The sequence below is a fragment of the Variovorax sp. MPBD4-3 genome (assembly GCF_058809745.1).
Genome location: NZ_JBXASW010000012.1, coordinates 112,541 through 138,656, shown reverse-complemented (window position 1 = coordinate 138,656; position 26,116 = coordinate 112,541). Strand labels below are relative to the sequence as shown.

At 67.9% G+C, this 26,116-nt stretch carries 23 protein-coding genes; 9 read left to right on the top strand and 14 right to left on the bottom strand.

Annotated features, from left to right (window positions below; all coding sequences use genetic code 11):
* Positions 1-104: 104 nt before the first annotated feature.
* The 4 genes from AC1RVW_RS10370 to AC1RVW_RS10355 are packed head-to-tail and all read left to right on the top strand — an operon-like array spanning position 105 to position 3,270.
* Complete coding sequence (locus tag AC1RVW_RS10370; RefSeq protein ID WP_493199677.1) at positions 105-770, top strand: class II aldolase/adducin family protein; 666 nt, start codon at positions 105-107, stop codon at positions 768-770.
* Between the two features lie 12 nt (positions 771-782).
* Positions 783-1,601 carry a 2-oxo-tetronate isomerase gene (otnI, locus tag AC1RVW_RS10365; RefSeq protein WP_493199675.1) on the top strand — a complete coding sequence of 273 codons (819 nt, stop codon included), beginning with the start codon at positions 783-785 and terminating at the stop codon, positions 1,599-1,601.
* Complete coding sequence (locus tag AC1RVW_RS10360) at positions 1,598-2,806, top strand: amidohydrolase family protein (RefSeq protein WP_493199673.1); 1,209 nt, start codon at positions 1,598-1,600, stop codon at positions 2,804-2,806. Before otnI ends, AC1RVW_RS10360 begins: the two co-directional genes overlap by 4 nt.
* Complete coding sequence (locus AC1RVW_RS10355; RefSeq protein ID WP_369630641.1) at positions 2,803-3,270, top strand: RidA family protein; 468 nt, start codon at positions 2,803-2,805, stop codon at positions 3,268-3,270. The genes AC1RVW_RS10360 and AC1RVW_RS10355 overlap by 4 nt, the downstream gene beginning before the upstream one ends.
* On the opposite strand, the gene AC1RVW_RS10350 is transcribed toward AC1RVW_RS10355, so the two are convergent.
* The 13 genes from AC1RVW_RS10350 to AC1RVW_RS10290 form a co-directional block, all read right to left on the bottom strand.
* Positions 3,263-3,955 carry a TetR family transcriptional regulator C-terminal domain-containing protein gene (locus tag AC1RVW_RS10350; RefSeq protein ID WP_106936418.1) on the bottom strand — a complete coding sequence of 231 codons (693 nt, stop codon included), beginning with the start codon at positions 3,953-3,955 and terminating at the stop codon, positions 3,263-3,265. The genes AC1RVW_RS10355 and AC1RVW_RS10350 overlap by 8 nt on opposite strands.
* Complete coding sequence (locus tag AC1RVW_RS10345) at positions 3,952-4,920, bottom strand: PDR/VanB family oxidoreductase (RefSeq protein ID WP_493199670.1); 969 nt, start codon at positions 4,918-4,920, stop codon at positions 3,952-3,954. Before AC1RVW_RS10345 ends, AC1RVW_RS10350 begins: the two co-directional genes overlap by 4 nt.
* Positions 4,921-4,955: 35 nt before the next feature.
* Positions 4,956-5,546, bottom strand: coding sequence for an NAD(P)H-dependent oxidoreductase (locus AC1RVW_RS10340; RefSeq protein ID WP_081268771.1), 591 nt, complete (start codon positions 5,544-5,546; stop codon positions 4,956-4,958).
* 140 nt (positions 5,547-5,686) lie between these two features.
* Complete coding sequence (locus AC1RVW_RS10335; RefSeq protein ID WP_081268772.1) at positions 5,687-6,715, bottom strand: ABC transporter substrate-binding protein; 1,029 nt, start codon at positions 6,713-6,715, stop codon at positions 5,687-5,689.
* Positions 6,716-6,898: 183 nt separating this feature from the next.
* Positions 6,899-8,278, bottom strand: a complete 1,380-nt coding sequence (locus tag AC1RVW_RS10330) for an FAD-binding oxidoreductase (protein WP_493199668.1) — start codon at positions 8,276-8,278, stop codon at positions 6,899-6,901.
* Positions 8,268-9,152 carry an ABC transporter permease gene (locus AC1RVW_RS10325; protein WP_199851872.1) on the bottom strand — a complete coding sequence of 295 codons (885 nt, stop codon included), beginning with the start codon at positions 9,150-9,152 and terminating at the stop codon, positions 8,268-8,270. Before AC1RVW_RS10325 ends, AC1RVW_RS10330 begins: the two co-directional genes overlap by 11 nt.
* Complete coding sequence (locus AC1RVW_RS10320; RefSeq protein WP_081268775.1) at positions 9,130-9,933, bottom strand: ABC transporter ATP-binding protein; 804 nt, start codon at positions 9,931-9,933, stop codon at positions 9,130-9,132. Before AC1RVW_RS10320 ends, AC1RVW_RS10325 begins: the two co-directional genes overlap by 23 nt.
* Positions 9,934-9,944: 11 nt before the next feature.
* Positions 9,945-10,766 carry a creatininase family protein gene (locus tag AC1RVW_RS10315; protein ID WP_493199666.1) on the bottom strand — a complete coding sequence of 274 codons (822 nt, stop codon included), beginning with the start codon at positions 10,764-10,766 and terminating at the stop codon, positions 9,945-9,947.
* A 169-nt stretch (positions 10,767-10,935) separates the two neighbouring features.
* Positions 10,936-12,561, bottom strand: coding sequence for an MFS transporter (locus AC1RVW_RS10310; RefSeq protein WP_493199664.1), 1,626 nt, complete (start codon positions 12,559-12,561; stop codon positions 10,936-10,938).
* A gap of 32 nt (positions 12,562-12,593) precedes the next feature.
* Positions 12,594-13,364, bottom strand: a complete 771-nt coding sequence (locus AC1RVW_RS10305) for an amino acid ABC transporter permease (protein ID WP_081268778.1) — start codon at positions 13,362-13,364, stop codon at positions 12,594-12,596.
* 80 nt (positions 13,365-13,444) lie between these two features.
* Complete coding sequence (locus tag AC1RVW_RS10300; RefSeq protein ID WP_081268779.1) at positions 13,445-14,203, bottom strand: basic amino acid ABC transporter substrate-binding protein; 759 nt, start codon at positions 14,201-14,203, stop codon at positions 13,445-13,447.
* Positions 14,204-14,282: 79 nt separating this feature from the next.
* Positions 14,283-15,056 (bottom strand): hypothetical protein, encoded by a 774-nt coding sequence (locus tag AC1RVW_RS10295; protein ID WP_493199661.1) that lies wholly within the window; start codon positions 15,054-15,056, stop codon positions 14,283-14,285.
* A 55-nt stretch (positions 15,057-15,111) separates the two neighbouring features.
* Positions 15,112-15,597 (bottom strand): Lrp/AsnC family transcriptional regulator, encoded by a 486-nt coding sequence (locus tag AC1RVW_RS10290; protein WP_493199659.1) that lies wholly within the window; start codon positions 15,595-15,597, stop codon positions 15,112-15,114.
* Between the two features lie 178 nt (positions 15,598-15,775).
* Between AC1RVW_RS10290 and AC1RVW_RS10285 the strand changes: the two genes are divergently transcribed.
* From AC1RVW_RS10285 to AC1RVW_RS10265, 5 genes are all read left to right on the top strand, one after another.
* Complete coding sequence (locus AC1RVW_RS10285; protein ID WP_493199657.1) at positions 15,776-19,387, top strand: indolepyruvate ferredoxin oxidoreductase family protein; 3,612 nt, start codon at positions 15,776-15,778, stop codon at positions 19,385-19,387.
* A gap of 286 nt (positions 19,388-19,673) precedes the next feature.
* Positions 19,674-20,009, top strand: a complete 336-nt coding sequence (gene yajC, locus AC1RVW_RS10280) for a preprotein translocase subunit YajC (protein WP_081268783.1) — start codon at positions 19,674-19,676, stop codon at positions 20,007-20,009.
* Positions 20,010-20,098: 89 nt separating this feature from the next.
* A complete protein-coding gene (secD, locus tag AC1RVW_RS10275; protein WP_493199655.1) occupies positions 20,099-21,979 on the top strand; it encodes a protein translocase subunit SecD in 1,881 nt (626 codons plus the stop codon).
* Positions 21,980-21,997: 18 nt separating this feature from the next.
* Positions 21,998-22,957, top strand: coding sequence for a protein translocase subunit SecF (gene secF / locus AC1RVW_RS10270; protein WP_081268785.1), 960 nt, complete (start codon positions 21,998-22,000; stop codon positions 22,955-22,957).
* A 151-nt stretch (positions 22,958-23,108) separates the two neighbouring features.
* A complete protein-coding gene (locus tag AC1RVW_RS10265; protein WP_493199653.1) occupies positions 23,109-25,523 on the top strand; it encodes a DUF1631 family protein in 2,415 nt (804 codons plus the stop codon).
* A 13-nt stretch (positions 25,524-25,536) separates the two neighbouring features.
* Here AC1RVW_RS10265 and AC1RVW_RS10260 read toward each other — a convergent pair whose 3' ends face one another.
* Complete coding sequence (locus AC1RVW_RS10260) at positions 25,537-26,055, bottom strand: Smg family protein (protein ID WP_081268824.1); 519 nt, start codon at positions 26,053-26,055, stop codon at positions 25,537-25,539.
* Between the last annotated feature and the right edge of the window lie 61 nt (positions 26,056-26,116).

The window sequence follows — 26,116 nt, the reverse complement described above, 5'->3', positions numbered from 1 at the left end:
GCTCCCCGCAGCGAAATAAAGGAGGAGGCCGCAGGCCGGGGGACATTCGCGGAGGGGAGTACCCGGTGGCCTGTGCAGCCCCCCGAACAACAGCGTTAAAAGAAATGACCGAAACCCAAGCCAGAGAAGAAATATGCCGCACAGGCCGCAGCCTGTTCGACAGAGGCTACGTGCATGCCACCGCAGGCAACATCAGCGTGCGGCTGGACGACGGCTTCCTCATCACGCCGACCGACGCCTGCCTCGGCTTCCTCGACCCCGCACGCCTTGCAAGGCTCGACGCGCAAGGCCGGCAGACGAGCGGCGACCGCGCCAGCAAGACCATCGCGCTGCACACCCGCATCTACGCCGCCGCGCGCAAGTTCGACGCACACACCGCCTGCGTCATCCATACCCACAGCACCCACTGCGTAGCGCTCACGTTGAACCCGACAGGCGACGAACTGCTCCCCGCGCTCACGCCCTACTTCGTGATGAAAGTCGGCCACGTGCCGGTCATTCCGTACCACCGCCCCGGTGCAGCCGAGGCGGCCGAACAAGTCGCTCAGGCCATCGAACGCATGGGCACCGCCGGCACCCCGATCCGCGCCGTGATGCTCTCGCGCCTGGGCCCCAACGTCTGGCACGACACCCCCGCCGCCGCCATGTCCGTGCTCGAGGAACTCGAGGAAACCGCCCGGCTCCGGATGCTCACCCAGGCTGCAAGCCCAGAGCCGCTGGATGCCGCACAGATCGATGAACTGCGCCGCACCTTTGGCGCGCGCTGGTAGTAAAAACACCCCATGCCCCAATTCGCCGCCAACCTCTCGATGCTCTACCCGGAGCTCGACTTCCTCGACCGCTTCGACGCCGCCGCGAAAGACGGCTTCCAGGGCGTCGAATACCTCTTCCCCTATGCCTTCCCGCAGAAAGAGATTGTGGCCCGCCTGCAGGCCAACGGCCTGAAGCAGGTGCTCTTCAACGGCCCGCCCGGCGACTGGGACGGCGGCGACCGCGGCCTCGCCTGCCTGCCGGGGCGCGACGCCGAATTCCGCGAAGGCATCGCCCGAGCCGTCGACTACGCCGTGGCGCTCGACTGCCCGCGCATCCACGTCATGGCCGGCCTCGTGCCCGAAGGCCTGGAGCGCGAGGCGGTGCAGGCCGTGTACCTCGACAACCTGCGCTGGGCCGCCGCCGAAGCCGCCAAGGCCGGGCGCGACGTGCTGATCGAGCCGATCAACACGCGCGACATTCCGCGCTTCTTCCTCAACCGGCAAGACCATGCGCACGAGATCGTCGAGGCTGTCGGCGCGCCCAACCTCAAGGTGCAGATGGACCTGTACCACTGCCAGATCGTCGAAGGCGACGTGGCGATGAAGATCCGCAAGTACCTGCCCACCGGCCGCGTCGGCCACCTGCAGATCGCGGGCGTGCCCGAACGGCACGAGCCCGACATCGGCGAGCAGAACTACCCCTACCTGTTCGACGTGATCGACGAGGTGTCGGCGCAGTGCGGCTGGCAGGGCTGGGTCGGCTGCGAGTACCGGCCCGCCCGCGGCGCCGAGCCCGGCGGTACGTCGGCCGGCCTGGGCTGGCTGCGCGCCTGGCGGCAGCGCGCATGAAGCTCGAGGCCTTGCGCATTCCGGCGCCGCTGCGGGGCTTCGGTGCCGGCGACGCGGAGCTGTTCGACATCGTGCTGGCTGCCGGCAAGGTCGAATCGGTCACGCCGAGCGCCGATCAGAAGCACGCGCGCGGCACGCTGCTGAGCGCGCTGGTCGAGGCCCATGCGCACATCGACAAGAACTACACCGTGCAGGACGTGGGCGCCGCGCAGGGCAACCTGTTCGCGGCCATCGACCGCATGAACCGGCACCGCGACAGCTGGACCGGCGAGTCGCTGCGCCTGCGCATGGAGCGCGCGCTGCTCGACGCATGGCAGTGCGGCACCCGCGCGCTGCGCACGCACCTCGACTGGGTGCAGGCCGAGCCGCCGGCCGCGCTGCCCGTGTTCGAAGCCTTGCGCGAGGAATGGCGCGGCCGCGTCGAGCTGCAGTTCGTCTCGCTCACGCCGCTCGACCTGTTCGCCGACCTCGCGGCCGGCGAGCGCATCTCGCGCGAGGTGAAGCGCGCGGGCGGCGTGCTGGGCGCCTTCGTCTACCGCAACGACGGCATCGTGCACAAGCTGGGGCGCGTGTTCGACCTGGCGCAGCAGCACGGGCTGGCGCTCGACTTCCACGTGGACGAAGGGCTTGACGCCGAAGCCGGCGGCCTGCGCAGCATCGCGCAAATGGTTCGCGCGCGCGACTTCAAGGGCGGCGTGGCCTGCGGCCATGCCTGCTCGCTGTCGGTGCAGGACGATGCGGTCGCCGGCGAAACCCTCGCGCTGTGCGCGGGCGCCGGGCTGCATCTCATCGCGCTGCCCACCACCAACCTCTACCTGCAGGGCGCATGGGACCGCACGCCGGTGCAGCGCGGCATCACGCGCATCCGCGAGGCGGCGGCACGGGGCTTGCGTGCGAGCCTGGCGACCGACAACGTGCAGGACGCCTTCTATCCCTACGGCAGCTACGACCTGCTGGAGACCTTCGGCCTCGGCGTGCAGGTGGCGCACCTGGCGCCCGCGGCCGACTGGCTCGACACCATCACCGTGAACCCCGCGAAGGCGCTGGGGCTCGCGTGGGACGGGCGCATCGCACCGGGCTGCCCGGCGGACCTGCTGGTGCTGTCGGCCACCGCTGAACACGAACTCATCGGCCCGCGCGGACGGCAACGCACCGTCATCCGCGCCGGCCGGATCATCGAGAAAAATCTGGAGAAAACCCAATGAGCATGGGCAAGCCAATGGCCAACTACGCCGCCGCCAAGCGCGTCGGCGATTTCGTCTTCATGAGCGGCGTGGTCGCGGTCGACCCGGCCACGCGCCGCGCCGTCGCCGGCTACGACGCCATTCCCGAAGAAGCGCGCACCGCGCTGCAGGGCGTGGGCTACGCCACCGGCCAGATGTCGGTGGACGTTTTCGAGGCGCCCATCGTGGCGCAGAGCTGGTTCGTGCTGGAGCGCATCCGCCAGATCGCCGCCGAGCACGGCGGCACCATGGAAGACGTGGTCAAGCTGGTGCAGTACTTCCGCCACCTGCCGCACTACGCCTTCTACAACCGCGTGCGCGGCCTTTTCTATCCGGGCGAGCCGCCGGTGAGCACGGTGGTCGAGGTGTCGCGCTTCCTGCCGGGGGACGAGGTGCTGGTGGAAGTCGAAGCGACGATGTACCTGCCGCAGCGCGCGGCTACCTGACCCCTGCGCCCTTGAGCAGGAAATCGGTCACCTGCTCGATCAGGTAGCGCCGGTCTTTCTCGTCGCCTTGCTGGGCCGTATCGCGGAAGTAGGCGGCCTGCGTGGCATGGTCGGCATAGAACTGCGTCACTGCCCAGATGTGGAACAGCACCAGCATCGGGTCGGCCTTGTCCATCAGGCCCTGGTTCATCCAGTTCCGGATCACTGCGGCGGCCTGGTCGGTGCGGGCCTTGCTCGTGGTCATCATGTCGTTGATGACCGGCGCGCCGCGCATCATCTCGGCCGTGAAGATGCGCGAGCGCAGCGGATGGTCGAACGAGAACACCATCTTGCGGTGGATCAGGTCGCCCAGCACCTTGCGCGGGCCGAAGGCTTCGTCGCTGAAGCCGAACACCACGATCCAGTCGGTCAGGATGTCCTGCAGCACCTGCCGGTACAGCGCTTCCTTGCTCTCGATGTAGTAGTGCAGCTGCGCCTTGGACAGCCCCGCCTTGTCGGCGATGGCCTGGGTCGACGCGCCGGCCAGCCCCTCGCTCGCGAACACCTCGATGGCGGCCTGGTTGATGAGGCCGAGCACCTGCGTGTACTTGCGCGAGCGTCCGCGCGTGGCGGGGGCCTCGCCGTCGCCCTCGTCGGCAGCGGCGGGGGGCTTGGTGGTGGTGTTGTTGGAAGCGCGCGCGTTCACAGCTGAAGCACCAGCTCCGTGCCCTTGGCGCGGGAGCAGCACAGCGCCACCTTGTGGCGGCGCTCGCTGCCGGTCAGGCAGAAGTCGCGGTGCTCGGCGCCTTCGCCATCGCCCTCGACCACGCAGGTTCCGCACAGGCCCTGCTGGCACGACACCGGGATGTCGATGCCGACTTCGTGCAGCGCATCGACGGCGGTCTGGTCGGCCGCCACCGGCACGCTGATGCCGCGCCGCGCGAGCTTGAGCGTGAACGGCAGGCCGGTGGCGGTGCTGGCGTCGGTGGGGGCGGCGAAGTACTCGGCATGCAGGGCGTCTTCGGGCCAATCCGTCTTTGCGGCCGCGTCGCGCACCGCCTGCATGAAGCCGCCCGGCCCGCACACGTAGAGATGCGTGCCCGGCGCACGCTCGGCCAGCAGCGCGCGCAGGTCGATGCGCTGCGAGGCGTCGCCCTGGTCCAGGTGCAGCCGCAGATGCGGCGCCAGCGCGGGCGCGTGCAGCGCATCGGCAAAGGCCAGGTGCTCCTCGCTGCGCGCGAACACGCACAGCGTGAAAGAGGCGCCGCGCGCGGCCAGCGCCTGCGCCATCGCCAGCAGCGGCGTCATGCCGATGCCGCCGGCCAGCAGCAGGTGATGCGCGGCTTCCTCGCGCAGCGGGAAGGTGTTGCGCGGGGCGCTGATCGGCAGCAGGTCGCCTTCGCGCACGCGCTCGTGCATCGAGGCCGAGCCGCCGCGGCTGCCGAGCTCGCGCTTCACGCCGATCACGTAAGGCGCCGCATTGCCCGAAGGCGCACGCGCCAGCGAGTACTGGCGCGAGAAGCCGCCGGGCATGTGCACGTCGATGTGCGCGCCGGCCTCGTAGGCCGGCAGCGGCCGGCCCCACGGATGGGCCAGCTCGAAGGCCAGGATTTCCGGCGTCTGCCGCGAGATGCGTTCGACGCGGACGGTGAGCGTGCGTTCGAGGCTCATGGTGCGAGCTCCCTATTCTTTCTGTTTGAAATGGCTCAGATGCTCTGCAGCTTGCGCGACACGCGCGCAATGAAATGGCTGCGGTCGTGCGCGGTCGCGGCGTTCATGTCGTGCAGCTGCAGCCACGTCACCTTGCAGCGCCATGCGAACAGCGCCCGCAGCGCGCGCGTGAACAGCCGCCGGCCCGGATCGCCGATCGCCATGACGAACCAGCGCGGCGAGCCGCCCGTGGTCACCACCGTCAGCCGCTGGATGTGCCGCATGCCCGACTTCGCGAGCTGCCCCTTGCGCTCGGCCGGCAGGAAGGCCACGCCCGGCAGCCACACCCGCTCCAGCCAGCCCTTGAGCATCGACGGCGGCCCGTGGAACCAGGTGGGATAGACGAACACCAGGTGCTCGGCCCACAGCAGCGCATCGACGTGGGGTTTCACGCGTTCGCGGATCAGTTCGGGGTTGTCCAGGTAGGCCATGCGCTCCTCGCGTGTCAGCGTCGGGTCGAAGCCCTCGGCGTACAGGTCGATGGCCTTGACGGAGTGCCGGGGCTCGAGCGCCTCGAGGGCGGTGCGGTAGAGCGCGTGATTGAAGCTGTCAGGGTTCGGATGGCAGTGGACGACGAGCGTTTTCATTTGAGGGCCGGTTCGCCTGTTCGGCGAGACGGGGTCAGAGCCCAAGGACAAAAGGCCGCGCAGTGCCTTATGGCAACCCAGGCGCCGGCATCTGACCCCGGCGCAAGCCCCGCGCGACCCACGGGAAAAAACCGGTGTGCTTACTTGCCGGTGAGCTTCTTGCGGACGTCGACGCCGACGCCCTTGTTCACGAACTGCGTGGTCACGACCTTCGACAGGTCGACCTCGCCGGGCTTGTACAGGCCGGCCTTGACCATCTTGTCGTAGAAGTCCTTCACGCGGGCTTCGTCCATGGCGCCGATGCCCTTGGTGAGCGACTCGCCGCTGTCGACGATGCCCATCTTCTTCATCAGCTCGATGGAGCCCTGCAGCGCGGCGATGGGCGAGTCGGGGTTGGTCTTGGCGATGAGCTCGTTGGCGGCCTTGTTGTCGCCGTAGAGGTAGTTGTTCCAGCCGATGATCGAGGCCTCGACGAACTTGCGCACCGTCTCGGGCTTGTTCTTGATGAGGTCGGCGCGGGTTTCGATGGTGGTCGCGTAGGTCGAGAAGCCGTTGTCGGCCAGCAGCTGCACCACGGGGTCGAAGCCGGCCTGCGCCTTGATCGACAGGGGTTCCGAAATGGCATAGCCCTGCTGGATGGACTTCTTGTCCGCCAGGAACGGGCCGACGTTGAAGGTGTAGGGCTTGAGCTGCGAGTCCTTGAAGCCGTACTCCGACTTCATCCACTGCCAGAAGCTGAACTGGCCGTCCTTGCCGATGAAGGCCACGGGCGCCTTGGTCATGTCCTTGAAGGTGTCGAAGCCCTGGCCCGGGTGCGCGAACATGGCCTGCGGGTCTTTCTGGAAGAAGGCCGCGACGACCACGGTGGGCACGCCGTTCTTCACGTTGTCGAAGGACTGCAGGAGGTTGCCGGTCATGAGGAAGTCGACCTTGCCGGCCGGCAGCATCGGCCGGTTGTTGACCATCGGGCCACCCTGCTGGATCTCGACGTCGAGGCCGTACTTCTTGTAGGTGCCGTCCACCAGCGCCTGGTAGAAGCCGCCGTGGCCGGCCTGCGCTTTCCAGTTGGTGGCGAACACCACTTTTTCCTGCGCCTGCACGGCGAAGGCGGCGGCAGCGAGGGCGAGGCCGAGGGCAAGCGGACGGATTGTCAGAGCGGGAACGCGCATGGCAGTGGACTCCTGGGTTGAATGCGACGGGGTATTTTCATGTCAGCGGTCCACCGTGAGATGGATGGAACTGATAGAGGTAAGTGTGGTTGGGGTGCGTGCACGGGGCACGCTGCTGGTGCGCGGCCGATCAACGACTGCTCTGTCCAACGATCACGGCGAAAAGGAATAGAAGATTTCATTTCAGCGCTCGACAGCCATGTCGGCAGTCCAGCCGCGCGTCTTGCCCGGGTTCATCAACCCCATCGGATCGCTGCGCTTCTTGAACTCGATCTGCTGCGTGTCGATGGTCTTCATGCCGCCGTCCTCGATGGTCACGACGTGCGGGTTGAAGATCTTGCAGCCGCCCTGCGACTCGATCTCTCGGATCAGCTCGTACTGGTGGGCCTCGCCCTTCCAGCGCACCAGCAGGATGCCGAAGGTGCCGCATTCGCCGTTGGCGCGGGCGAAGTCCTGGTGCTGCAGCACGTCGTCCCCGAAGATCTGCAGATGGCGCTCGACCACTGCGGGGTCGAAGGGCTGGGCGTAAGCCACCTGCAGATAGGTCCAGCCACGGTCGGCCTTCAGTGCCTGCAGCGTGGTGTGGTTGAACGCGCATTCGTAGGCCGGCGGCAGGCCGTCGGCCAGCAACTCGGCCTCGGTGCCGGCCACCGAGATGGTGCCGCCGTGCGCTTCGGCGAGCGCGCGGAAGTCCGCCATCGAATCGGGCGAGACCATGGTGAACACCGCATGCCGGTCTGGCGGAAAACGGTCGCGCATGGCCGTGTAGTAGGGCGAGAAGCGCGCCTCCACCGTGGACAGCAGGAAGATGTCGAGCGTTGGCGCCTGCGCCGCGATGCCGAAGTCGAGCGCGCCGCGGTAGGTGTCGAACAGCACCGTGCAGTGCACCCATTCGACGGCGGGGCTCAGCGCCACTTCCACGTGGAGGATCACGCCGTTGGTGCCGTAGGCGTGGTGCACCTGCTGGATCTCGTCGCCGTGCAGCTCGATGACGCGCGGCTCGCGCTCCACCGTCATCACGCGCGCGCGCAGCAGGTTGCCGGGGTCGCGCAGGATGCCGTGGCGGAACGAGCCGATGCCGCCGAAGCCGCCCGCGATGAAGCCGCCGATGGAAGCCACGTGCCAGGTCGACGGCCACATGCGCAGCGCCTGGCCGGTCTCGCGCGCGGCGAGGTCGATGTCGTGCATGCGCGCTCCGGCTTCCACGCGCATGCGGCCTTCGCCGATGTCGAGCACGCGGCACATCTGCGTCACGTCGAGCACGATGCCGCCTTCGAGCGGCACGCACTGGCCATAGTTGCCGGTGCCGCCGGCGCGCACCGTGAGCGGCAGTTTCCACCTTGCGGCCACGGCCGCGGCCTGGCGCACGTCGTCTTCGGTGCTGACCTTGACCACGAGGTCGGCCACGCAGCCCGCGAGCTGCGCGCTGAGGATGGGGCTGTACCAGTAGAAGTCCTTCGACAGCTGCTTGCGCTGGGACGGCGCGGTGATGACGTTGAGGCCGCGCAGGTCGGCGCGTACCGCGTCCCAGTCGACGGCGGGCACCGGCGTCCTAGCGTTCACGGCGCATCTCGCTTTCGTGCCAGTGGCCGAGCACCAGGCGCGAAAGCGCCGCGAACACGATGAAGATCACGATGCCCAGCAACGACACCAGCAGCAGCGCCGCGAACATCATGGGAATCTCGGTGCGGAAGCTCGATTCGAGAATGCGCGACGCCAGGCCCGTTTCCTTGCCGGCCGTGCCGGCCGTGAACTCGGCCACCACCGCGCCGATCAGGCTCAGGCCGCCCGCGATCTTCAGGCCCGCCATGAAGTACGGCAGCGCGCTGGGCGCGAGCAGGTAGCGGAAGGTCTGCCACGGCGATGCCTTGTAGAGCTGGAACAGGTCGCGCAGGTTGCTGTCGGCGCTCTTCAGGCCGATGACGGTGTTCGACAGGATCGGGAAGAAGGCCACGATCCAGGCGCACAGCAGCAGCGCCGCCGTGGTGCTCGACACGTAGATCAGGATCAGCGGCGCGATCGCGATGATCGGCGTCACCTGCAGGATCACCGCGATGGGGAAGAGGCCGATCTCCACCCACTTGAACAGCGCGAACGCAATCGCCAGCAGCACGCCGCCGACGATGGCCGCCGTGAGCGCGAGCAGCGTGAGCTTCACCGTGAACCACAGCGCGCTGGAGAGCGAATCCCAGTTGTCGAACAGCGTGCGAAGAATGAGCGAGGGCGCGGGCAGGATGTAGTGCGGGATGTTGTTGGCGCGCACCGTCCATTCCCAGATCAGCAGCAGCGCGATGACGATGCCCGCGGGCACGACGATGCGCAGCAGCGACTCGCGGCGGCGCAGCCGGTCTTCATGGGCGCGCAGCATGTCGGCGGACGGGGTGGCGTCGGTCGTGTCCATGGGCATCACGGGTTCAATGGTCGATGTCGAGGCCATGGAGCGCTCCGTGCAGGGATTGGGATACCGCCGTGCAATGCGCGTTGTAGCGGCTCGAGGTGCGGAACTCTTCGCCGCGCGGGTACGGCTCGTCAATGCGGATCTCGTCGATCACCCGGCCCGGGCGCGCCGCCATCACCACGATGCGGTTCGACAGGTACACCGACTCGTACACGCTGTGCGTGACGAACACGATGGAGAAGCGGTGCTCGCGCCAGATGGCCAGCAGGTCGTTGTTGAGCTTGATGCGCGTCATTTCGTCGAGCGCGGCAAAGGGCTCGTCCATGAGCAGCAGGCGCGGGTGCGTGACGAGTGCGCGCGCGATCGACACGCGCATCTTCATGCCGCCCGACAGCTCGCGCGGATACACGTCGGCAAAGCGCGAGAGGCCCACCAGTTCCAGCACCTGCTGCACCACCGGCGCGGCGGCGTCGCGGCTGGTGCCGGCCAGCTTGAGCGGCAGCCAGACGTTGTCGAACACCTTGGCCCAGGGCATGAGCGTGGGCTCCTGGAACACGAAGCCCAGGTCGCGGTCGCTCTTGCTGTCCTTGGCCGAGCCGGTGTTGGCACCCGACCAGGCCATCTCGCCCGAACTCAGGCGCGTGAGCCCCGCGATCAGCCGCAGCGCGGTGCTCTTGCCGCAGCCCGAGGGGCCGAGGAAGCTGATGAAGTCGTGCTCGCCGATGTCGAGCGACATGCCCTGCAATGCAAGCGTGCCGTTGGCGAAGCGCTTGCCTACGTTGCGCAGGCTGACCAGGGGTGGTGTCCGGGTGCTGTCCATGGCGTGCGAGCCTAGCGCCAGGCCGGCACGTTGGCCAGGCGGGAGAGCGGGAAGCGGTCGACCTCGTGCAGCAGCTCGACGAAGCGGCGGCCCACATGGTCGAGCACCGCCGCGCCCTTCTCGGCCGTGGCGCGCGTGGCGTCGCCGGCGGCGCCCGCGGGGTTGATGTCGTGCATCTGCCAGCCGAGCTTGCCGCTGGGCGTGATCGAGAGGAACTTGTTCTCGGCGGCCAGCTGCTCGGTCATGGAGCTGAAGTTCTGGAACTGGTCGCGGCGCACGTAGTCGGGCGTCAGGTGCAGCATCACCGAGCTTTCGAGGTCGCCGGCATGGATGCCGTGCCTGCCCTCGTGCGCGGTGAACAGGCCCTCGGGCAGGCCCAGCGTGTACCAGTTGGCGGCCACGACCATCATGTCGTGCTCCTCGCGCAGGTCGCGCGCCACGATGTCCATGACGCTCATCTGCCCGCCGTGGCTGTTGTAGAGCACCAGCTTGCGCACGCCGGCTTTCGCAACGCAGGCGCCGATGTCTTTCCACATCGCGATCAGCGTGGCCGCCGACACGGTGAGCGTGCCGGGGTAGCGCGAGTGCTCGTTGCTCTTGCCGTAGGGCACGGTGGGCAGGAAGAGCACCGGCAGGTCGTCGGGCAGGTGGGGCAGCGTGGCGCGCACCATGCCGTCGATGGTGGCGGTATCGGTCGACATCGGCAGGTGGGGGCCGTGCTGTTCGGTGGCGCCGACCGGCAGCACCGCGATGAGCCGTTCACGGTCGAGGCGGGAGAACTCTTCGCTGGTCAGGTCGGACCAGAAACGGCTGCGCAGGGGCGGTGGATTCATCGGGGCTGTACCTCGTGACGCCGGAGTTGGCGGTGGCTTAAATTATCCATATGGTCAAAAAAGACTGGCTATCCGTGGATACCCGGCGATTTTTTGCATGCAAGCGCCATGCCATCAAATTCACCCGTTTGGTCAAAAATTGACCCGCCGGGCGCCCCGCCCCGGTGCGTCAGCGCCGTACCACGTAGCGCGTGATGACCGGCGCCGCCTCGCCGATGTGGAAGGCGAGCCTGCGTTCCCGCAGCGCCATGTCGCTCGCGGTAGCGCGGTTGAAGCGGCGCAGGTGGTCGGTCCACGAGTCGTCGACGATCTGCTCCACGTAGCGCTCGGGCTGCACGATGTCGTGCAGCAGCTCCCAGCCGATGGCGCCCTGGCTCAGGCGCGCGCGGCGCGTCTGCTGCATCACGAGGTGGAAGGCGGCGGCGCGGGCGGGGTCGATGATGTATTCGACCGTGATCACCACGCGGCCTTCTTCCTGCGGTGCCTCGGCCCGCGGGCCGGCGGCCCAGCCGCCCGCGGCGGGGCTGGTGTCGTCCTCGCCGCTCACGTCGGTCACCCAGCGCAGGGCCAGCAGCATCACCAGCGTGCCGCTGATGGCGCCGATGACCAGGCTCAGCTGCAGCGTTGTGACCGTGGCCACCTGGCCCCAGATGGCCGCGCCGATCGCGCTCGCACCCATGATCGCCATCTGGTACATCGACATGCCGCGCGCGCGCACCCAGTCGGGCAGCGCGAGCTGGGCCGACACCGAGAGCGAATTGGCCACCGTGATCCACGCCATGCCGCCGAAGAACATCGCCGGCACCGCCACCCAGGCATTGGGCGCGACGGCCATCACCGCCGTGGCGCCCGATTGCAGCAGCGTGCCGCGCAGCACCAGCTGGTCGCGCCCCAGCGCCTGGCGCAGCCGCGGCAGGAACAGCACCGCGATGATCGCGCCCGAACCCATGGCCGCCAGCAGCAGCGTGAAGGTGCCGGCGCCGCCGCCCTTCAGGTTGCGCGCCAGCAGCGGCAGCAGGGCCAGCAGGGCGGTGGAGTGGAAGAAGAAGATCGACACGCGCACCAGCACCGCGCGCATGCGCTGCGACTGCCGCACGAACTGCACGCCCACGCGCATCGCGCCGATGAGCTTCTCGCGGCCCAGCGGATTGGGCGTGTGCGCGCGCCGCCAGCGCAGCACCACGAAGCCCGAGGCCACCGACAGCACCGCGTTGAGCGCGAACACCCACACGGTGCCGGCGCTCGCGATCAGCACGCCGGCGGTGAGCGGGCCGACGATGCGCGATGCGTTCATGGCGATGCCGTTGAGCCCCAGCGCGGCCGGCAGCTGCGGCCGCGGCACCAGCTCGGGCACGATGGCCGCGAACACCGGCCAGCGCAGCGCCAGCCCGATGCCGTTGGCGAAGGTGAGTGCCAGCAGCAGCGGCGCCGTCATCACGTCGAGCGCCAGTGCCGCGCACAGCACGATGGCGGTGCCGGCCAGCCAGAACTGCGTGGCCACCAGCCAGCGCCTGCGGTCGAGGATGTCGGCCAGCGCGCCGCTGGGCAGGCCCAGCAGGAACACCGGCAGCGTGGAGGCCGACTGCACCAGCGCCACCCAGATGGGCGAGGAGGTGAGCGAGGTCATCATCCACGCCGCGGCCACATCGTTCATCCACATGCAGATGTTGGCGATGAGCCAGGTGCTCCACAGCATGCGGAACACGGGGAGCTTCAGGGGCTCGAGGGCCGCGAGCTTCGAGGGCTGCGGCCGCTTGGGCGGGATCGGTGTCTCTTCGGGGGATATGGGTGGCATGTGCCGTTATTGTGGCGCGCCCCTTTCCCGTCTCAGCCCCGATCGCTGCGGGCGAGACGGATTTCCAGGCGGCGCAGCATCGTCGTGAGCACCAGCGTCATCACCCAGTAGATCACCGAGATCGCGAGGTACGGCTCCCAGTAGCGCGCATAGGCGCCGGCCACGGTGCGGGCCGCGTAGGCCAGTTCGGCCAGGCCGATGGCGGACACCAGCGAGGTGTCTTTCAGCAGCGCGATCGCGTTGTTGCCCAGCGGCGGCAGCATGCGGCGGAAGGCCTGCGGCAGCACCACGTAGCGCATCACCTGCGCGGGCGAGAAGCCGAGCGAGCGGCCGGCATCGAACTGCCCGCGCGAGATCGACTGGATGCCGGCGCGGAACACCTCGGAGATGTAGGCCGCCGAGTTGAGCGTGAGCGCCACCACGCCCGAGATGAGCGCGCCGTGCTCCTGCTTGAGCGTGCGCGCCAGTTCGCCGTCGATCAGCAGGCCGCTGGTCGGGTGGATGAACACCGGCATCACCGCGAAGTGGATCAGCAGGATCTGCACGAACAGCGGCGTGCCGCGAAAGAAGCTCACGTACACCGTGGCGGGCCAGCGCAGGAAGAAGCGCGCGACCCAGGTCCAGGGCGCGTGGCGCGGCTGCGCCAGCCGCGCGAGCGCGAGGCACAGGCCCCAGCTGGAGCCCAGCAGCACGCAGACCACGGTCATGCGCAGCGTCATCCACGCGCCCTGCCAGAACAGGTCCTTGTATTCCACGAGGATGTCCCAGCGAAACCATCCGAAAAGCAGCACTGGTTGTTCCATGCTTGCGTCCTCAACTCTCAGTCAACGAAAAACGAAACGGCCGCGTGAGGGCGGCCGTGTTCAGGGAAATGCCGTGCGGCTCAGCGCACGTTCGGATCCTTGTTGAACCACTTCTTGTAGATGGTCACGTAGCTGCCGTCTGCGCGAATCGCGGCCAGGCCGGCGGTGAGCTTGTCGAGCAGGGCCTTGTCGCCCTTCTTCACGACGATGCCGAAGCCTTCTTCGGGGAAGGACTTGTCGTCGATGGTCTTCAGCTCGGGGTTCTGCGCCACGCGATAGGCGATGACGCCGTTGTCGCCCATGGCCGCATCGACGCCGCCGCCGGCCAGCTCGGAAATGATGAGCGGCGTGCTCTCGAAGCGGCGGATGTCGGGGTTGGTCTTGCCGAACTCGCGCGAGGCGATGTCGTCGGCGGTGGAGGCGCTGACCACGGCGATCTTCTTGCCGGCCAGGTCCTTCAGCGATGCCACCTTGCTGTTCTTCGGTAGCGCGATCAGCTGGCGGGCCGCGAAGTAGGGCGGCGTGAAGTCGTAGCTCTGCTTGCGCTTCTCGTTGATGGTCACGCCCGAGATCACCAAGTCGACGTCGCCGTTGTTCAGCGCGCCGAAGATGCCGGTGAAGGGCGTATTGACGACCTTGATCTTCAGGCCCTGCTGCTTGGCGATGGCATTGATGATGTCGATGTCGAAGCCGACGATCTGCTTGTCCTTGTTCTCGAAGGCGAACGGCGCGTAGGTGGCGCTGGAGGCCACGATCAGTTCGCGGTTCTGCGCCTGGGCGCCGAAGGCGAGCGTGGCGGCGGCAAGGCCGAGGGCCAGGGCGCGGCGGATGGGGTTCATTGAGGGTCCTCGTTTCCGCGGTTGGCGGGGTATGGTGGGCGACGATTTTAGGCGGCCGCCGGGCCGCGCCGCGGCGCGATCAGCGCCCGAACAGGACGTACAGCACCACCAGGGCCGCCACGACGGCGCCGATCATCTTCCAGCGGGCGGGAACGAGGCCGGGCGAGGTGTTGACGGAAATCGTGGTCTTGGAGAAATACGCCGAGGTGGAAGAGGTCGAGGAAGACGCCGAGCTCGAAGTCGACGTGACGAACGACGTCGCCGTGCGCGAAGGCTTTCTGGCCTGTGCGACGCGGGCCGCCGCGTCGGCGACGATGTCGGCGTGTCCTGCGCGCCCGGCCAGCGCCGCCAGGTCGTCGTCGCTCAGGGCGCCCGATCCGAGCACTGTCCAGGCGAGCGTCGCGGGCAGCGAATCGGGCGCGGCCCAGGCTGCCTGGTGCGTGGGCAGCATCGTGAGGCTGTGCGCATGCTGCACCGCGTCGACGAGCCCGAGGGCGAGCAACCGGTCGAGCGCGTCGGCGCTCACGCCGTCCTGCATGCGGCGCTCCCGCAGGCGCAGCTGGAACTGCGCCCACGGCGGCAGCGGCAGCTCGCTGCTCACCAGGCCGGTCGCTTCCGACACGATCGCCTGCGCTTCGTTTGCGCGGCCGGCGGCCGCGCGGGCGGGCAGGTCGGCCAGCTGCGCGGTCGAGACGATCTCGCGCGCCACCACCCAGGCCAGGGCTTCGGCGGGCGTGCGCAGCGTGACCACGCCGAGCTCGGGGTCGCCGGCGGCGGCCGTGTGTTCGGCGTCGGTCAGCAAGCGCATTTCATGCAGCCAGGACAGTGCCCGGCGGCCGGTGTCGGGATTCATGGAGCAGCCCTTCCTCTTCGTTGTGATCGGCGCATGCTCGCACACCGCCGCGCGGCTACTTGCCCCGGGCGGCCAAGTGCCCCAGCGGCAGCGCGCTGCTGGCCTTCACCTCGCCCAGCGAGAAGCTGGTGTGCAGGTCTTTCACGTTCGGCAGGTTCATCAGGTGCTGGCGCGCGAAGGCCGAGAAGCTGTCCAGGTCCTGCGCCACCACCTGCAGCTCGAAGGTGCCGGTGCCGCTGATGTAGTGGCAGGCGACCACGTCGGGCAGCTTGCGGATGGCGTCTTCCAGCTTGCGGGTGGCCTCGTGCGTGACGCGCTCGGTGTCCACGCGCACGAAAGCGAGCACGCCCAGCCCTATCTTGTGGCGGTCGATCTCGGCGTGGTAGCCCTTGATGAAGCCGGCGTCCTCGAGCGCGCGCACCCGGCGCCAGCAGGGCGCGGCCGAGAGGCCCACGCGCTGCGCAAGCTCGGCGTTCGTGAGGCGTCCGTCGGCCTGCAGTTCTTGCAGGATTGCGAGGTCGAACTTGTCAATGCTTTCCATGGAGTCGAATCTTAAGCAAGATTCTTTCTGGAACAGGGTTTTTCAGGGCAAAGAACGCAAACACCTGTCGCGGACCCCGGCATACACTTTGCATGATCATGGGCTCGTGCCCTACCCGGGCGAAGACCCACAGTAATCAGCCAGGCCCACAAGGCCCTGCCATACGGAGACAGAAAAAATGAATGCACCGCTGCCCGCGCACATTCGCAAGGCCCTGGAAACGGTCACGCTCGACGACAAATACTCGCTCGACTACGGCCGGGCCTTCATGAGCGGCGTCCAGGCCCTCGTCAAGCTGCCCATGCTGCAGCGCCTGCGCGACCAGCAGGCCGGCAAGAACACCGCCGGCTTCATCAGCGGCTACCGCGGCTCCCCGCTCGGCGGCTACGACCAGGCCCTGTGGAAGGCCAGCAAGTTCCTGAAGGAACAGAACATCGTCTTCCAGCCCGGCGTGAACGAAGAGCTGGCCGCCACCGCGCTATGGGGCACCCAGCAACTGGGCTTCTCTCCGCAGGGCACCAACAAGTTCGACGGCGTCTTCGGCATCTGGTACGGCAAGGGCCCGGGCGTGGACCGCTGCTCCGACGTGTTCAAGCACGCCAACATGGCCGGCACCACCGAGTTCGGCGGCGTGATCGCGGTGGCGGGCGACGACCACATCTCCAAGAGCAGCACGGCCGCGCACCAGAGCGACCACATCTTCAAGGCCTGCGGCACGCCGGTGTTCTTTCCCGCGAACGTGCAGGAAATCCTCGACCTGGGCATCCACGCCTTCGCGCTGAGCCGCTTCTCGGGCGTGTGGTCGGGCATGAAGACGATCCAGGAGATCGTCGAGTCGAGCGCCACGGCCATGATCGACCCCGAGCGCGTCGAGATCGTCATTCCCACCGACTTCGAAATGCCGCCCGGCGGCCTGCACATCCGCTGGCCCGACCATGCGCTGGAGCAGGAAGCCCGGCTCATGCACTACAAGTGGTACGCCGCGCTGGCGTACATCCGCGCCAACCGGCTGAACCACAACGTCATTCAAGGCCCGAACGACCGCTTCGGCATCATGGCCAGCGGCAAGGCCTTCAACGACACCCGCCAGGCGCTGATCGACCTGGGCCTGGACGACGCGGCCTGCCGCCAGCTGGGCATCCGCCTGCACAAGGTGGGTGTGGTGTGGCCGCTGGAAGCGCAGCTCACGCGCGAGTTCGCCACCGGCCTGCAGGAGATCCTGGTGGTCGAGGAAAAGCGCCAGGTCATCGAATACCAGCTCAAGGAAGAGCTCTACAACTGGCGCTCCGACGTGCGGCCCAACGTGGTCGGCAAGTTCGACGAGGGCGAGGTGCACGCGGCGGAGGGCTACTCCGGCGGCGAATGGTCGATGCCCAACCCGACCGCGCACACCCTTCTGCGCGCCAACGCCGACCTGAACCCCGCCATGATCGCCAAGGCCATCGCCGGGCGGCTGCGCAAGACCGGCCTGCTGGCCGCCGCCGGCGCCGACATGGCCGCGCGCATCGACGCCCAGCTCGCCATCCTCGAGGCCAAGGAGCGCTCGATGGTGGTGCAGCAGGCCTCCACCAGCGTGGTCGACGCCACCCGCCAGCCCTGGTTCTGCTCGGGCTGCCCGCACAACACCAGCACCGTGGTGCCCGAAGGCTCGCGCGCCATGGGCGGCATCGGCTGCCACTTCATGGCGACCTGGATGGACCGCTCCACCATCGGCTTCACGCAGATGGGCGGCGAGGGCGTGCCGTGGGTGGGCCAGCAGCCTTTCACCACCGACCAGCACATCTTCGCGAACCTGGGCGACGGCACCTACTTCCACAGCGGCCTGCTCGCCATCCGCCAGAGCATCGCGGCGGGCGTGAACATCACCTACAAGATCCTCTACAACGACGCGGTCGCCATGACCGGCGGCCAGCAGGTCGGCGAGCGGCCCGAAGGCCACTCGGTGCTGCAGATCGCCGAGAGCCTGCATGCCGAAGGCGCGGTGAAGGTCGTGATCGTGACCGACGAGCCTGAGAAGTACGAGGGCGTGAACATCCCCGGCGACCACGTGCAGGTCAAGCACCGCGACCTGCTCGACGACGTGCAGCGCGAGTTCCGCAAGATCCCCGGCACCACGGCCATCATCTACGACCAGACCTGCGCCACCGAGAAGCGCCGCCGCCGCAAGCGGGGCACGGCCGTCGATCCGGCCAAGCGCGTGGTCATCAACGAGCTGGTGTGCGAGGGCTGCGGCGACTGCAGCGTGCAGAGCAACTGCCTGAGCGTGGAGCCGCTGGAGACCGAATTCGGCCGCAAGCGCACCATCAACCAGAGCAGCTGCAACAAGGACATGAGCTGCCTGAAGGGCTTCTGCCCCAGCTTCGTGACGGTCGAAGGCGGCCAGCTCAAGAAGAAGGGCAAGAACAAGGCGGCCACGCCGGCCGAGTTCGGCCTGCTGCCCGAGCCCGCGATCCCGTCGCTGGTCGGCGGCAAGGTCTGGGGCGTGGTGGTGGCGGGCGTCGGCGGTACCGGCGTCATCACCATCGGCCAACTGCTGGGCATGGCCGCGCACATCGAGGCCAAGGGCATCGTCACGCAGGACGCGGCCGGCCTTGCGCAAAAGGGCGGCGCCACCTGGAGCCACGTGCTGATCGGCGACACGCAGGACGACATCCGCACCACGCGCGTCGGCACCGCGGCGGCCGACCTGATCCTGGCCTGCGACCCGCTGGTCACGGTCAACGGCGAAACCATGGCGCGCATGCGCGAAGGGCGCACGCACGTGGCGCTCAACAGCCACAGCTCGCCCACCGCCGCCTTCGTGCGCAACGCCAACTGGCAGAACCCGGAAGACGCCTGCGCCGCCGAAATCGCGCGCGCCGTGGGCATCGACGCCATGGGCACCTTCGACGCCGATGCAGCCGCCACCACGCTGATGGGCGACAGCATCTACGTCAACCCGATGATCCTGGGCTACGCCTGGCAGAAGGGCTGGATCCCGCTGGAGCACGAGTCGCTGATGCGCGCCATCGAGCTGAACGCCGTGGCCGTCGAGAACAACAAGACGGCCTTCGAGTGGGGCCGCCAGGCGGCGGTGCGGCCCGAAGAGCTGCAAAAGCGCGTGCGCCCCGGCCAGGTCATCGAGTTCAAGAAGCGCGAATCGGTCGAGAGCCTGGTGGCGCGCCGCGTGGAGTTCCTGACGGGCTACCAGAACGCCGCCTACGCCGACGAATACAAGCAGTTCGTGGGCAAGGTGCAGCGGGCCGAGGCGGCCGTCGGCAAGAGCACCGCGCTGACCGAGACGGTCGCGCGCTACCTGTTCAAGCTGATGGCGTACAAGGACGAATACGAAGTCGCCCGCCTGCACACTGACCGCACGTTCCTCGACCGCGTCGAAGGCATGTTCGAGGGCGACTACAAGCTCAACTACCACCTGGCGCCGCCGCTCATCGCAAAGAAGAACAGCAAGGGCCAGCTGCAGAAGCAGAAGTTCGGCCCCTGGATGCTGACCGGCTTCAGGCTGCTCGCGAAGCTCAAGGGCGTGCGCGGCACGGCGCTCGACATCTTCGGGCGCACCGAGGAGCGCAAGACCGAGCGCGCGCTGATCGGCGAGTACCGCGCCAGCATCGAGGAAGTGATCGGCGCGCTGCGGGCCGACAACCACGCGCTGGCGCTCGAAATTGCCGGCCTGCCCGAGCAGATCCGCGGCTACGGCCACGTCAAGGAGCGCAATCTCGCGGCCGCCCGCACCCGCTGGAACGAGCTGCTGGCCAAGTGGCGCAACCCGCAGGCGCAGCGCGCGGCAGCCTGATTTTTCGACGGAATCCCACCGCAAGGAGCGCCCGATGGGCGCTTTTTGCTATTGAAAAGATAGCATCGGGTGGGCGGAACGGATGGCCGGAAAGCCCTCCCCGCCGCGCCGGATAAGCCCGTGGAACGGCCATCCGCGCCGAATACAATGCCCGGTGCTGTGCGCGGCCAAGCCCCGCCGAGCTTTGACTTGCGGCCCCAATTCCGTTCGTGGCCGCGAAGCCATGAGAAGAGTCGGGACCGGCCCGCCTTCCTCTCGTTTTCTCTTCCCTCTGCTGGAGACTCTCTTGTTCATTTCCTCTGCTTTCGCCCAGACCGCGCCCGCTGCAGCCGGCGGCGGTGACATGTTGTCCTCGCTCGGCAGCATGCTGCCCCTGGTGCTGATGTTCGTGGTGCTGTATTTCGTCATGATCCGCCCGCAAATGAAGCGCCAGAAAGAAGCCCGCGCAATGATCGAGGCGCTGGCCAAGGGCGACGAAGTCGCCACCGCCGGCGGCGTGCTCGGCAAGATCACCTCGCTGAGCGACCAGTACCTGGGCCTGGAGATCGCCAACGGCGTCGAGATCAAGATCCAGCGCAGCGCCGTGGTGCAGGTCCTGCCCAAGGGCGCCGTCAAGCAATAAAAGCGTGAGCTGAACCTTGCGCTTTGCGGCGCAGGGCCCCAAGTCACGCGGTGTTCCATTTCTGAAAAGCTTGAGAAAAGCGCCCGCTCATGAACCGCTACCCGGTCTGGAAGTACACGATCATCGTGATCGTGTTGCTCGTGGGGCTCATCTACGCCCTGCCCAATTTCTTCGGTGAGGCGCCTGCGGTGCAGGTGTCGGCGGCCAAGACGGTCGTCAAGGTCGATGCCTCCACCCAGACCCGGGTCGAGGAGGCGCTCAAGGCCGCTGGCCTGACGCCCGACCTGATCACCCTGGACGCCACCTCGCTGCGCGCCCGCTTCGCCACCACCGACGACCAGCTCAAGGCGCGCGACGCCGTGCAGCGCGCGCTGGTGCCCGACGCGAACGACCCGCCGTACACGGTGGCGCTCAACCTGGTGTCGCGCTCGCCCAAGTGGCTGACCGCGCTGCACGCCTTCCCCATGTACCTGGGCCTTGACCTGCGCGGCGGCGTCGACTTCCTGCTGCAGGTGGACATGAAGGGCGCCATCGACAAGAAGGCCGAGTCCTTCGCCAGCGACCTGCGCACCACCTTCCGCGACAAGAGCATCCGCGGCACCGCGGTGAGCCGCAACGGCCAGACCGTCGAGGTGACCTTCCGCGACGCGGCCTCGCTCGACGCGGCCAAGCGCATCATCCAGGACCAGTTCCCCGACCTCGCCACCACCGACAGCCAGGACGGCAGCAACTGGCGCCTCGTGGCCACCATCAAGCCCGAAGCCGCGCGCCGCATGCAGGACGCCGCGCTCAAGCAGAACATCACCACGCTGCACAACCGGATCAACGAACTCGGCGTGGCCGAGCCCGTGATCCAGCAGCAGGGCCTGGACCGCATCGTCGTGCAGCTGCCCGGCGTGCAGGACACCGCCAAGGCCAAGGAAATCCTGGGCCGCACCGCCACGCTCGAAATGCGCATGGTCGACGAAAGCGCCGAGGGCCGCGCCGCCGAGCTGAGCGGCGGCCCCGTGCCCTTCGGCTCCGAGAAATTCCTCGACCGCCAGGGCCGGCCCGTGATCGTGAAGAAGCAGGTGCTCGTCACCGGCGAGAACCTCACCGACGCGCAGCCCGGCTTCGACCAGCAGAGCAACCAGCCCAAGGTCGACCTGACCATGGACGCCAAGGGCGGCCGCATCATGCGCGACGTCAGCCGCGAGAACTACAAGAAGCGCATGGCCATGCTGATCTTCGAGAAGGGCAAGGGCGAAGTGCTCACCGCTCCGTCGATCAACGGCGAACTCGGCAACCGCTTCCAGGTCTCGGGCTCCATGACCGTGGTCGAGGCCAACGACCTCGCGCTGCTGCTGCGCGCCGGCTCGCTGGCCGCGCCCATGGAAATCATCCAGGAACGCACCATCGGCCCGACGCTGGGCGCCGACAACATCGAGAAGGGCTTCAAGAGCGTGATGTACGGCTTCCTGGCGATCATGGTCTTCATGTGCGCGTACTACGCACTGTTCGGCCTGTTCTCCTCGATCGCGCTGGCCGTCAACCTGATGCTGCTGGTGGCCATCCTCTCGCTGCTGCAGGCCACGCTCACGCTGCCCGGCATCGCGGCCATGGCCCTGGCCATCGGCGTGGCGATCGACTCCAACGTGCTGATCAACGAACGCGTGCGCGAAGAGCTGCGCAACGGGGCGTCGCCGCAGGCGGCCATCCATGCCGGCTACGAACGCGCCTGGGGCACCATCCTGGACTCCAACGTGACCACCCTGATCGCGGGTATCGCGCTGCTGGCCTTCGGCTCGGGCCCGGTGCGCGGCTTCGCGGTGGTGCACTGCATCGGCATCGTCACCTCGATGTTCTCCGCCGTGTTCTTCTCGCGCGGCCTCGTGAACTTCTGGTACGGCCAGAAGAAGAAGCTCAAGACGGTGTCCATCGGCACGGTCTGGCGCCCCGCAACCGACGGCTCGGCCGTGGCAACCAAGTAAAGGGCGAGGACAAGCGTCATGGAATTCTTCCGCATCCACAGGACCATCCCGTTCATGCGCCACGCGGTGGTGCTGAACATCGTCTCCGTCGTCACCTTCGCGCTGGCGGTGTTCTTCCTGTTCCACCGCGGGCTGCACCTGTCGGTGGAGTTCACGGGCGGCACGGTGATCGAGGTCGCCTACGAGCAGTCCGCCGACATCGGCAAGGTGCGCGATGCCGTCACCAAGCTCGGCTACCCGGAGGTGCAGGTCCAGAACTACGGCACCTCGCGCGACGTGCAGATCCGCCTGCCGGCCCAGAAGGGCATGAGCTCCGACCAGCAGAGCGCGCAGGTCATGCAGGCGCTGAAGTCGGTCGACCCGTCGGCCACGCAGCGCGGCATCGAGGTCGTCGGCCCGCAGGTCGGCGAAGAGCTGACCACCAACGGCCTCAAGGCCCTGGGCATGGTGGTCGTGGGCATCATGATCTACCTGGCGTTTCGCTTCGAATGGAAGTTTGCGCTGGCTACCGTGCTGGCCAACCTGCACGACGTGGTGATCATCCTGGGCTTCTTCGCCTTCTTCCAGTGGGAGTTCTCGCTGGCGGTGCTGGCGGCGGTGCTGGCGGTGCTGGGCTACTCGGTGAACGAATCGGTGGTGATCTTCGACCGGATCCGCGAGAACTTCCGCCGCTACCGGAAGATGACGACCACCGAGATCATCGACAACGCGATCACCTCGACCATCAGCCGGACCATCATCACCCACGGCTCCACCCAGCTCGTGGTGCTGTCGATGTTCTTCTTCGGCGGGCCGACCCTGCACTACTTCGCCCTGGCGCTGACCATCGGCATCTGCTTCGGCATCTACTCTTCCTGCTTCGTGGCGGCGGCCATCGCCATGTGGCTCGGCATCAAGCGCGAAGACCTCGTCAAGGGCGGCCCGACCAAGCGCGACGGCGAATCGGGGGACGACCCGAACGCCGGGGCCGTGGTCTGACGGATACTTCAGGCTTAATTCAGGCGGCCAGGGCGGCGCCGCGGTATGCATGCAACGCCGCGCGCTCTCCACACTTGTGCGGTTGAGCATCCCGATGCAAGCTCGCGGTTGTCGCCGATAAACCGAACACCCTGGCCTTTCCGACTTTTCAATGAGCATTGCGCGGTCCGCTTCTTCCCTGCAGCTCGCTCGCGAGACGCGTGAGCGTTTCGTGGCGGCCACGGAAGGCGCGATCGTGCCGCTGGCCCGCGCAATCCGGGACCGGCTGACCGCGCTGGCCTCGGAAGCCGGCAACGCCCGCGCCATGCAGGAGCACCGCGACGATTTCGTGGCGTTCCAGGGGCAGGGCACCCGCTGGGTCTCGCTCGCGCAGACCGGCTGGCGCAAGGCGCTGGCGGGCTCGGGCGGCGGCACGGCCGCGGCGTCTTCGGGTTTGCGCCTCGAGCTCATCGGCGACGAGGAGGTCGAGAGCAACATCCTCTCTTCGCGCCTGGCGCAGGTGATCCACGACAAGGCCAGCTTCGAGCTGAGCGACCTGCGCCTGCGCATCCAGCACCTCGAAGGCACCTCCGAACTCGACGCCCACGACGTGCTCAAGCCCGAGACGCTGGCCAAGCTGCTGGTCGAGCAATGGCTCGGCGCGGGCCTGAGCCGCGGCATGTGGACCCGGGTGCAGGACACCGTGCAGCAGGCGCTGGTCGACGTGGTCGTCAAGGCCTACAAAGACGCCAACGTGTTCCTGGTCGCCAACGGGGTGATGCAGGAGATCGATCTCAAGAGCTTCGTGCGGCGCACGGGCAGCAGCAGCGGCGGCGCAGCGGGCGCAGGCGGCGGCTCCGGCGGCCCGACCACGTCGAGCGGCTCGATGGCCCGCGACAGCAGCATGTCCGGCGGCCCCCACAGCGCCCAGCGCCCCGGCTTCGGGTTCGCCGGCTCGCAGCAGGGTTCGGTGCCCTCGGCCGTGGCGCCTCCAGCAACCACCGGCGGATCGCCGTTGATGATCGCCCGGCAACGCGCGCAGACCGCCCTGCTGAGCCTCAAGCGGTTCGTGACCGCGCGCATCGGCGGCGACACGGGCGCAGGCGCGGGACAGCATTACCAGGCCGCGAATCCCGATGGACGCGCCACCGATGCCGGCGGCGGCGGGGGGCCGGCGGCTCCGCGCGTGTTCTCGCGCACCTTCGCCGGCGCCATCGCCGACGCCGAAGTCGCCTATCGCATGGCGGCCACCCAGTTCATGGACGGCCCGGGCGAGCAGGCCACGCTGATGCAGCAGACCGCCGTCGACCTGCGCAAGCGGACCACCGAGCTCAAGAAACGCGCGCCGACCACCGCCGACAAGGCCACGGTCGAGATCGTGGCGCTGATGTTCCAGGCCATCCTGGCCGAGGAACGCATTCCTTTTTCGGCGCGCGTGTGGTTCGCGCGCCTGCAGATGCCGGTGCTGCGCGTGGCCATCGCCGAGCCCGAGTTCTTCGGCACCCTGCAGCACCCCGCGCGCATGCTGATCGACCGCATGGGCTCGTGCGTGATGGGCTTCGACGCGGCGGCCATCACCGGCAGCGCGCTCGAAGGCGAGATCCGCCGCGTGGTGCAGGTCATCGAGCAATATCCCGAAACCGGCCAGCGCGTGTTCAAGCTGGTGTTCGACGAGTTCGTCGCCTTCCTCAACCGCTACCTGACCCAGAGCGACACCACGCAGCGCGTGATGAGCGTGGCGCAGCAGGTCGAGCAGAAGGAAACGATGGCGATCCAGTACACCATCGAGTTGCGCAAGATGCTGAACGACATGCCGGTGCGCGACGAGATCCGGGAGTTCCTCTTCAAGGTCTGGGCCGAGGTGCTGGCCATTGCCGCGCTGCGCTACGGCGCGCAGGGCGAGCAGACGGTGATGCTCAAGCGCGTGGCCTCCGACCTGGTGTGGGCCGCGAGCGCCAAGCCCAACCGCACCGACCGCGCCCGCGTCATACAAGACCTGCCGCAGCTGCTGCAGCGCCTGCGCCAGGGCATGGCGCTGCTGGGCATCGTCGACGAGCCGCAGGAAGCGCACATCAAGATCATCGGCGCCACGCTGTCCGACGCCTTCCTGTCGAAGACCGAGGCGATTCCGCAGGCCAAGATCGAAGCCATGGCCGAGCGGCTGACGCACCTGGAAGACTTCGTGACCGACGTCGGCGGCGCCTCCGACCTGCCGCTCGACGCCCACAGCATCGAGCTGCTGCTCGGCGTGGACGCCGCCTCGATCGAGGTCGTTCCCGATGCCGCCGGCGCCAAGGTGGCCGACGACATGCTCGCCTGGGCGCATGAGTTGCAGGTGGGCAACTGGTTCATGCTCGACCACAACGACCGGGTGAGCCAGGTGCAGTTCGTGTGGCGCAGCGACCGCAAGCAGCTGCACCTGTTCGCCTCCGCGGACGGCCGCAGCTTCCTGATCCAGGCCGGTCGCCTGGCCATGTACCTGCAGGCTGGCCTGCTGGTGCCGGCCGAGGAAGAAACGCTCACCGTGCGCGCCACGCGAGAAGCGCTGGCCAAGCTCGACGCCAACCCCGAGCGCCTGCTGAACTAGCCGGGAGGCGAGCTCAGTGTGCGGTGCGGCCTTCGCGGCTTTCGCAGAGTTCGTCGAGCACCAGCGCATCGGGCTCGATGCCGGTGCTCCAGTGGACCATCAGCACGATGATCTTCAGCTCGTCGATCGCGACCGGATCGCCCGGTGCGGCCATCGCGCGCTCGATCACGATTTCGCGCAGCCCGCAGGGCAGCACGTCCGATGATTCGAGGAAGCGGATGAAGCCCAGGCATTCGGCGCCGAGGTGCTCCTGCTCCGCCTGGGAGTAGATGCGCATGGCATCGGGGGATTGGGGCAGGGCCGCTTCGGGTGCGCCGCGCAATGTGACGGTAGCCGAGGCCGCGTCGTCGGCGTGGTGCTCGATCTGCATGCCTTGCGTTGCAAGGCTCAGGCCATCGAGCCAGTGAAGGGCTTCGCGGATTTCTTCTGCCTCGAAGCCGTGTGCGCTGAGCTTGCGGCCCAGTTGTTCGGGTTCGGGGCATGCATCGCCGCGCCAGTAGTTCTCGTAGACAAAAACAAGTACTTCGAACATGCGCACCAATATAGCCCAGGAAGTGGCCGATCGCCCCCGGGCTTTGCGCACTTCGCATCAC

What these genes read in the sequence shown, in the direction of transcription:
- AC1RVW_RS10290 (WP_493199659.1), bottom strand. Translation starts at nt 15,597, where the DNA reads ATGGAAAGCATTGACAAGTTCGACCTCGCAATCCTGCAAGAACTGCAG.
- AC1RVW_RS10325 (WP_199851872.1), bottom strand. Translation starts at nt 9,152, where the DNA reads ATGGCCTCGACATCGACCATTGAACCCGTGATGCCCATGGACACGACC.
- AC1RVW_RS10345 (WP_493199670.1), bottom strand. Translation starts at nt 4,920, where the DNA reads ATGAGCCTCGAACGCACGCTCACCGTCCGCGTCGAACGCATCTCGCGG.
- AC1RVW_RS10335 (WP_081268772.1), bottom strand. Translation starts at nt 6,715, where the DNA reads ATGCGCGTTCCCGCTCTGACAATCCGTCCGCTTGCCCTCGGCCTCGCC.
- AC1RVW_RS10260 (WP_081268824.1), bottom strand. Translation starts at nt 26,055, where the DNA reads ATGTTCGAAGTACTTGTTTTTGTCTACGAGAACTACTGGCGCGGCGAT.
- AC1RVW_RS10320 (WP_081268775.1), bottom strand. Translation starts at nt 9,933, where the DNA reads ATGGACAGCACCCGGACACCACCCCTGGTCAGCCTGCGCAACGTAGGC.
- AC1RVW_RS10315 (WP_493199666.1), bottom strand. Translation starts at nt 10,766, where the DNA reads ATGAATCCACCGCCCCTGCGCAGCCGTTTCTGGTCCGACCTGACCAGC.
- AC1RVW_RS10310 (WP_493199664.1), bottom strand. Translation starts at nt 12,561, where the DNA reads ATGCCACCCATATCCCCCGAAGAGACACCGATCCCGCCCAAGCGGCCG.
- AC1RVW_RS10295 (WP_493199661.1), bottom strand. Translation starts at nt 15,056, where the DNA reads ATGAATCCCGACACCGGCCGCCGGGCACTGTCCTGGCTGCATGAAATG.
- AC1RVW_RS10370 (WP_493199677.1), top strand. Translation starts at nt 105, where the DNA reads ATGACCGAAACCCAAGCCAGAGAAGAAATATGCCGCACAGGCCGCAGC.
- secD (WP_493199655.1), top strand. Translation starts at nt 20,099, where the DNA reads ATGAACCGCTACCCGGTCTGGAAGTACACGATCATCGTGATCGTGTTG.
- AC1RVW_RS10300 (WP_081268779.1), bottom strand. Translation starts at nt 14,203, where the DNA reads ATGAACCCCATCCGCCGCGCCCTGGCCCTCGGCCTTGCCGCCGCCACG.
- AC1RVW_RS10285 (WP_493199657.1), top strand. Translation starts at nt 15,776, where the DNA reads ATGAATGCACCGCTGCCCGCGCACATTCGCAAGGCCCTGGAAACGGTC.
- secF (WP_081268785.1), top strand. Translation starts at nt 21,998, where the DNA reads ATGGAATTCTTCCGCATCCACAGGACCATCCCGTTCATGCGCCACGCG.
- otnI (WP_493199675.1), top strand. Translation starts at nt 783, where the DNA reads ATGCCCCAATTCGCCGCCAACCTCTCGATGCTCTACCCGGAGCTCGAC.
- AC1RVW_RS10305 (WP_081268778.1), bottom strand. Translation starts at nt 13,364, where the DNA reads ATGGAACAACCAGTGCTGCTTTTCGGATGGTTTCGCTGGGACATCCTC.
- AC1RVW_RS10360 (WP_493199673.1), top strand. Translation starts at nt 1,598, where the DNA reads ATGAAGCTCGAGGCCTTGCGCATTCCGGCGCCGCTGCGGGGCTTCGGT.
- AC1RVW_RS10340 (WP_081268771.1), bottom strand. Translation starts at nt 5,546, where the DNA reads ATGAAAACGCTCGTCGTCCACTGCCATCCGAACCCTGACAGCTTCAAT.
- AC1RVW_RS10265 (WP_493199653.1), top strand. Translation starts at nt 23,109, where the DNA reads ATGAGCATTGCGCGGTCCGCTTCTTCCCTGCAGCTCGCTCGCGAGACG.
- AC1RVW_RS10355 (WP_369630641.1), top strand. Translation starts at nt 2,803, where the DNA reads ATGAGCATGGGCAAGCCAATGGCCAACTACGCCGCCGCCAAGCGCGTC.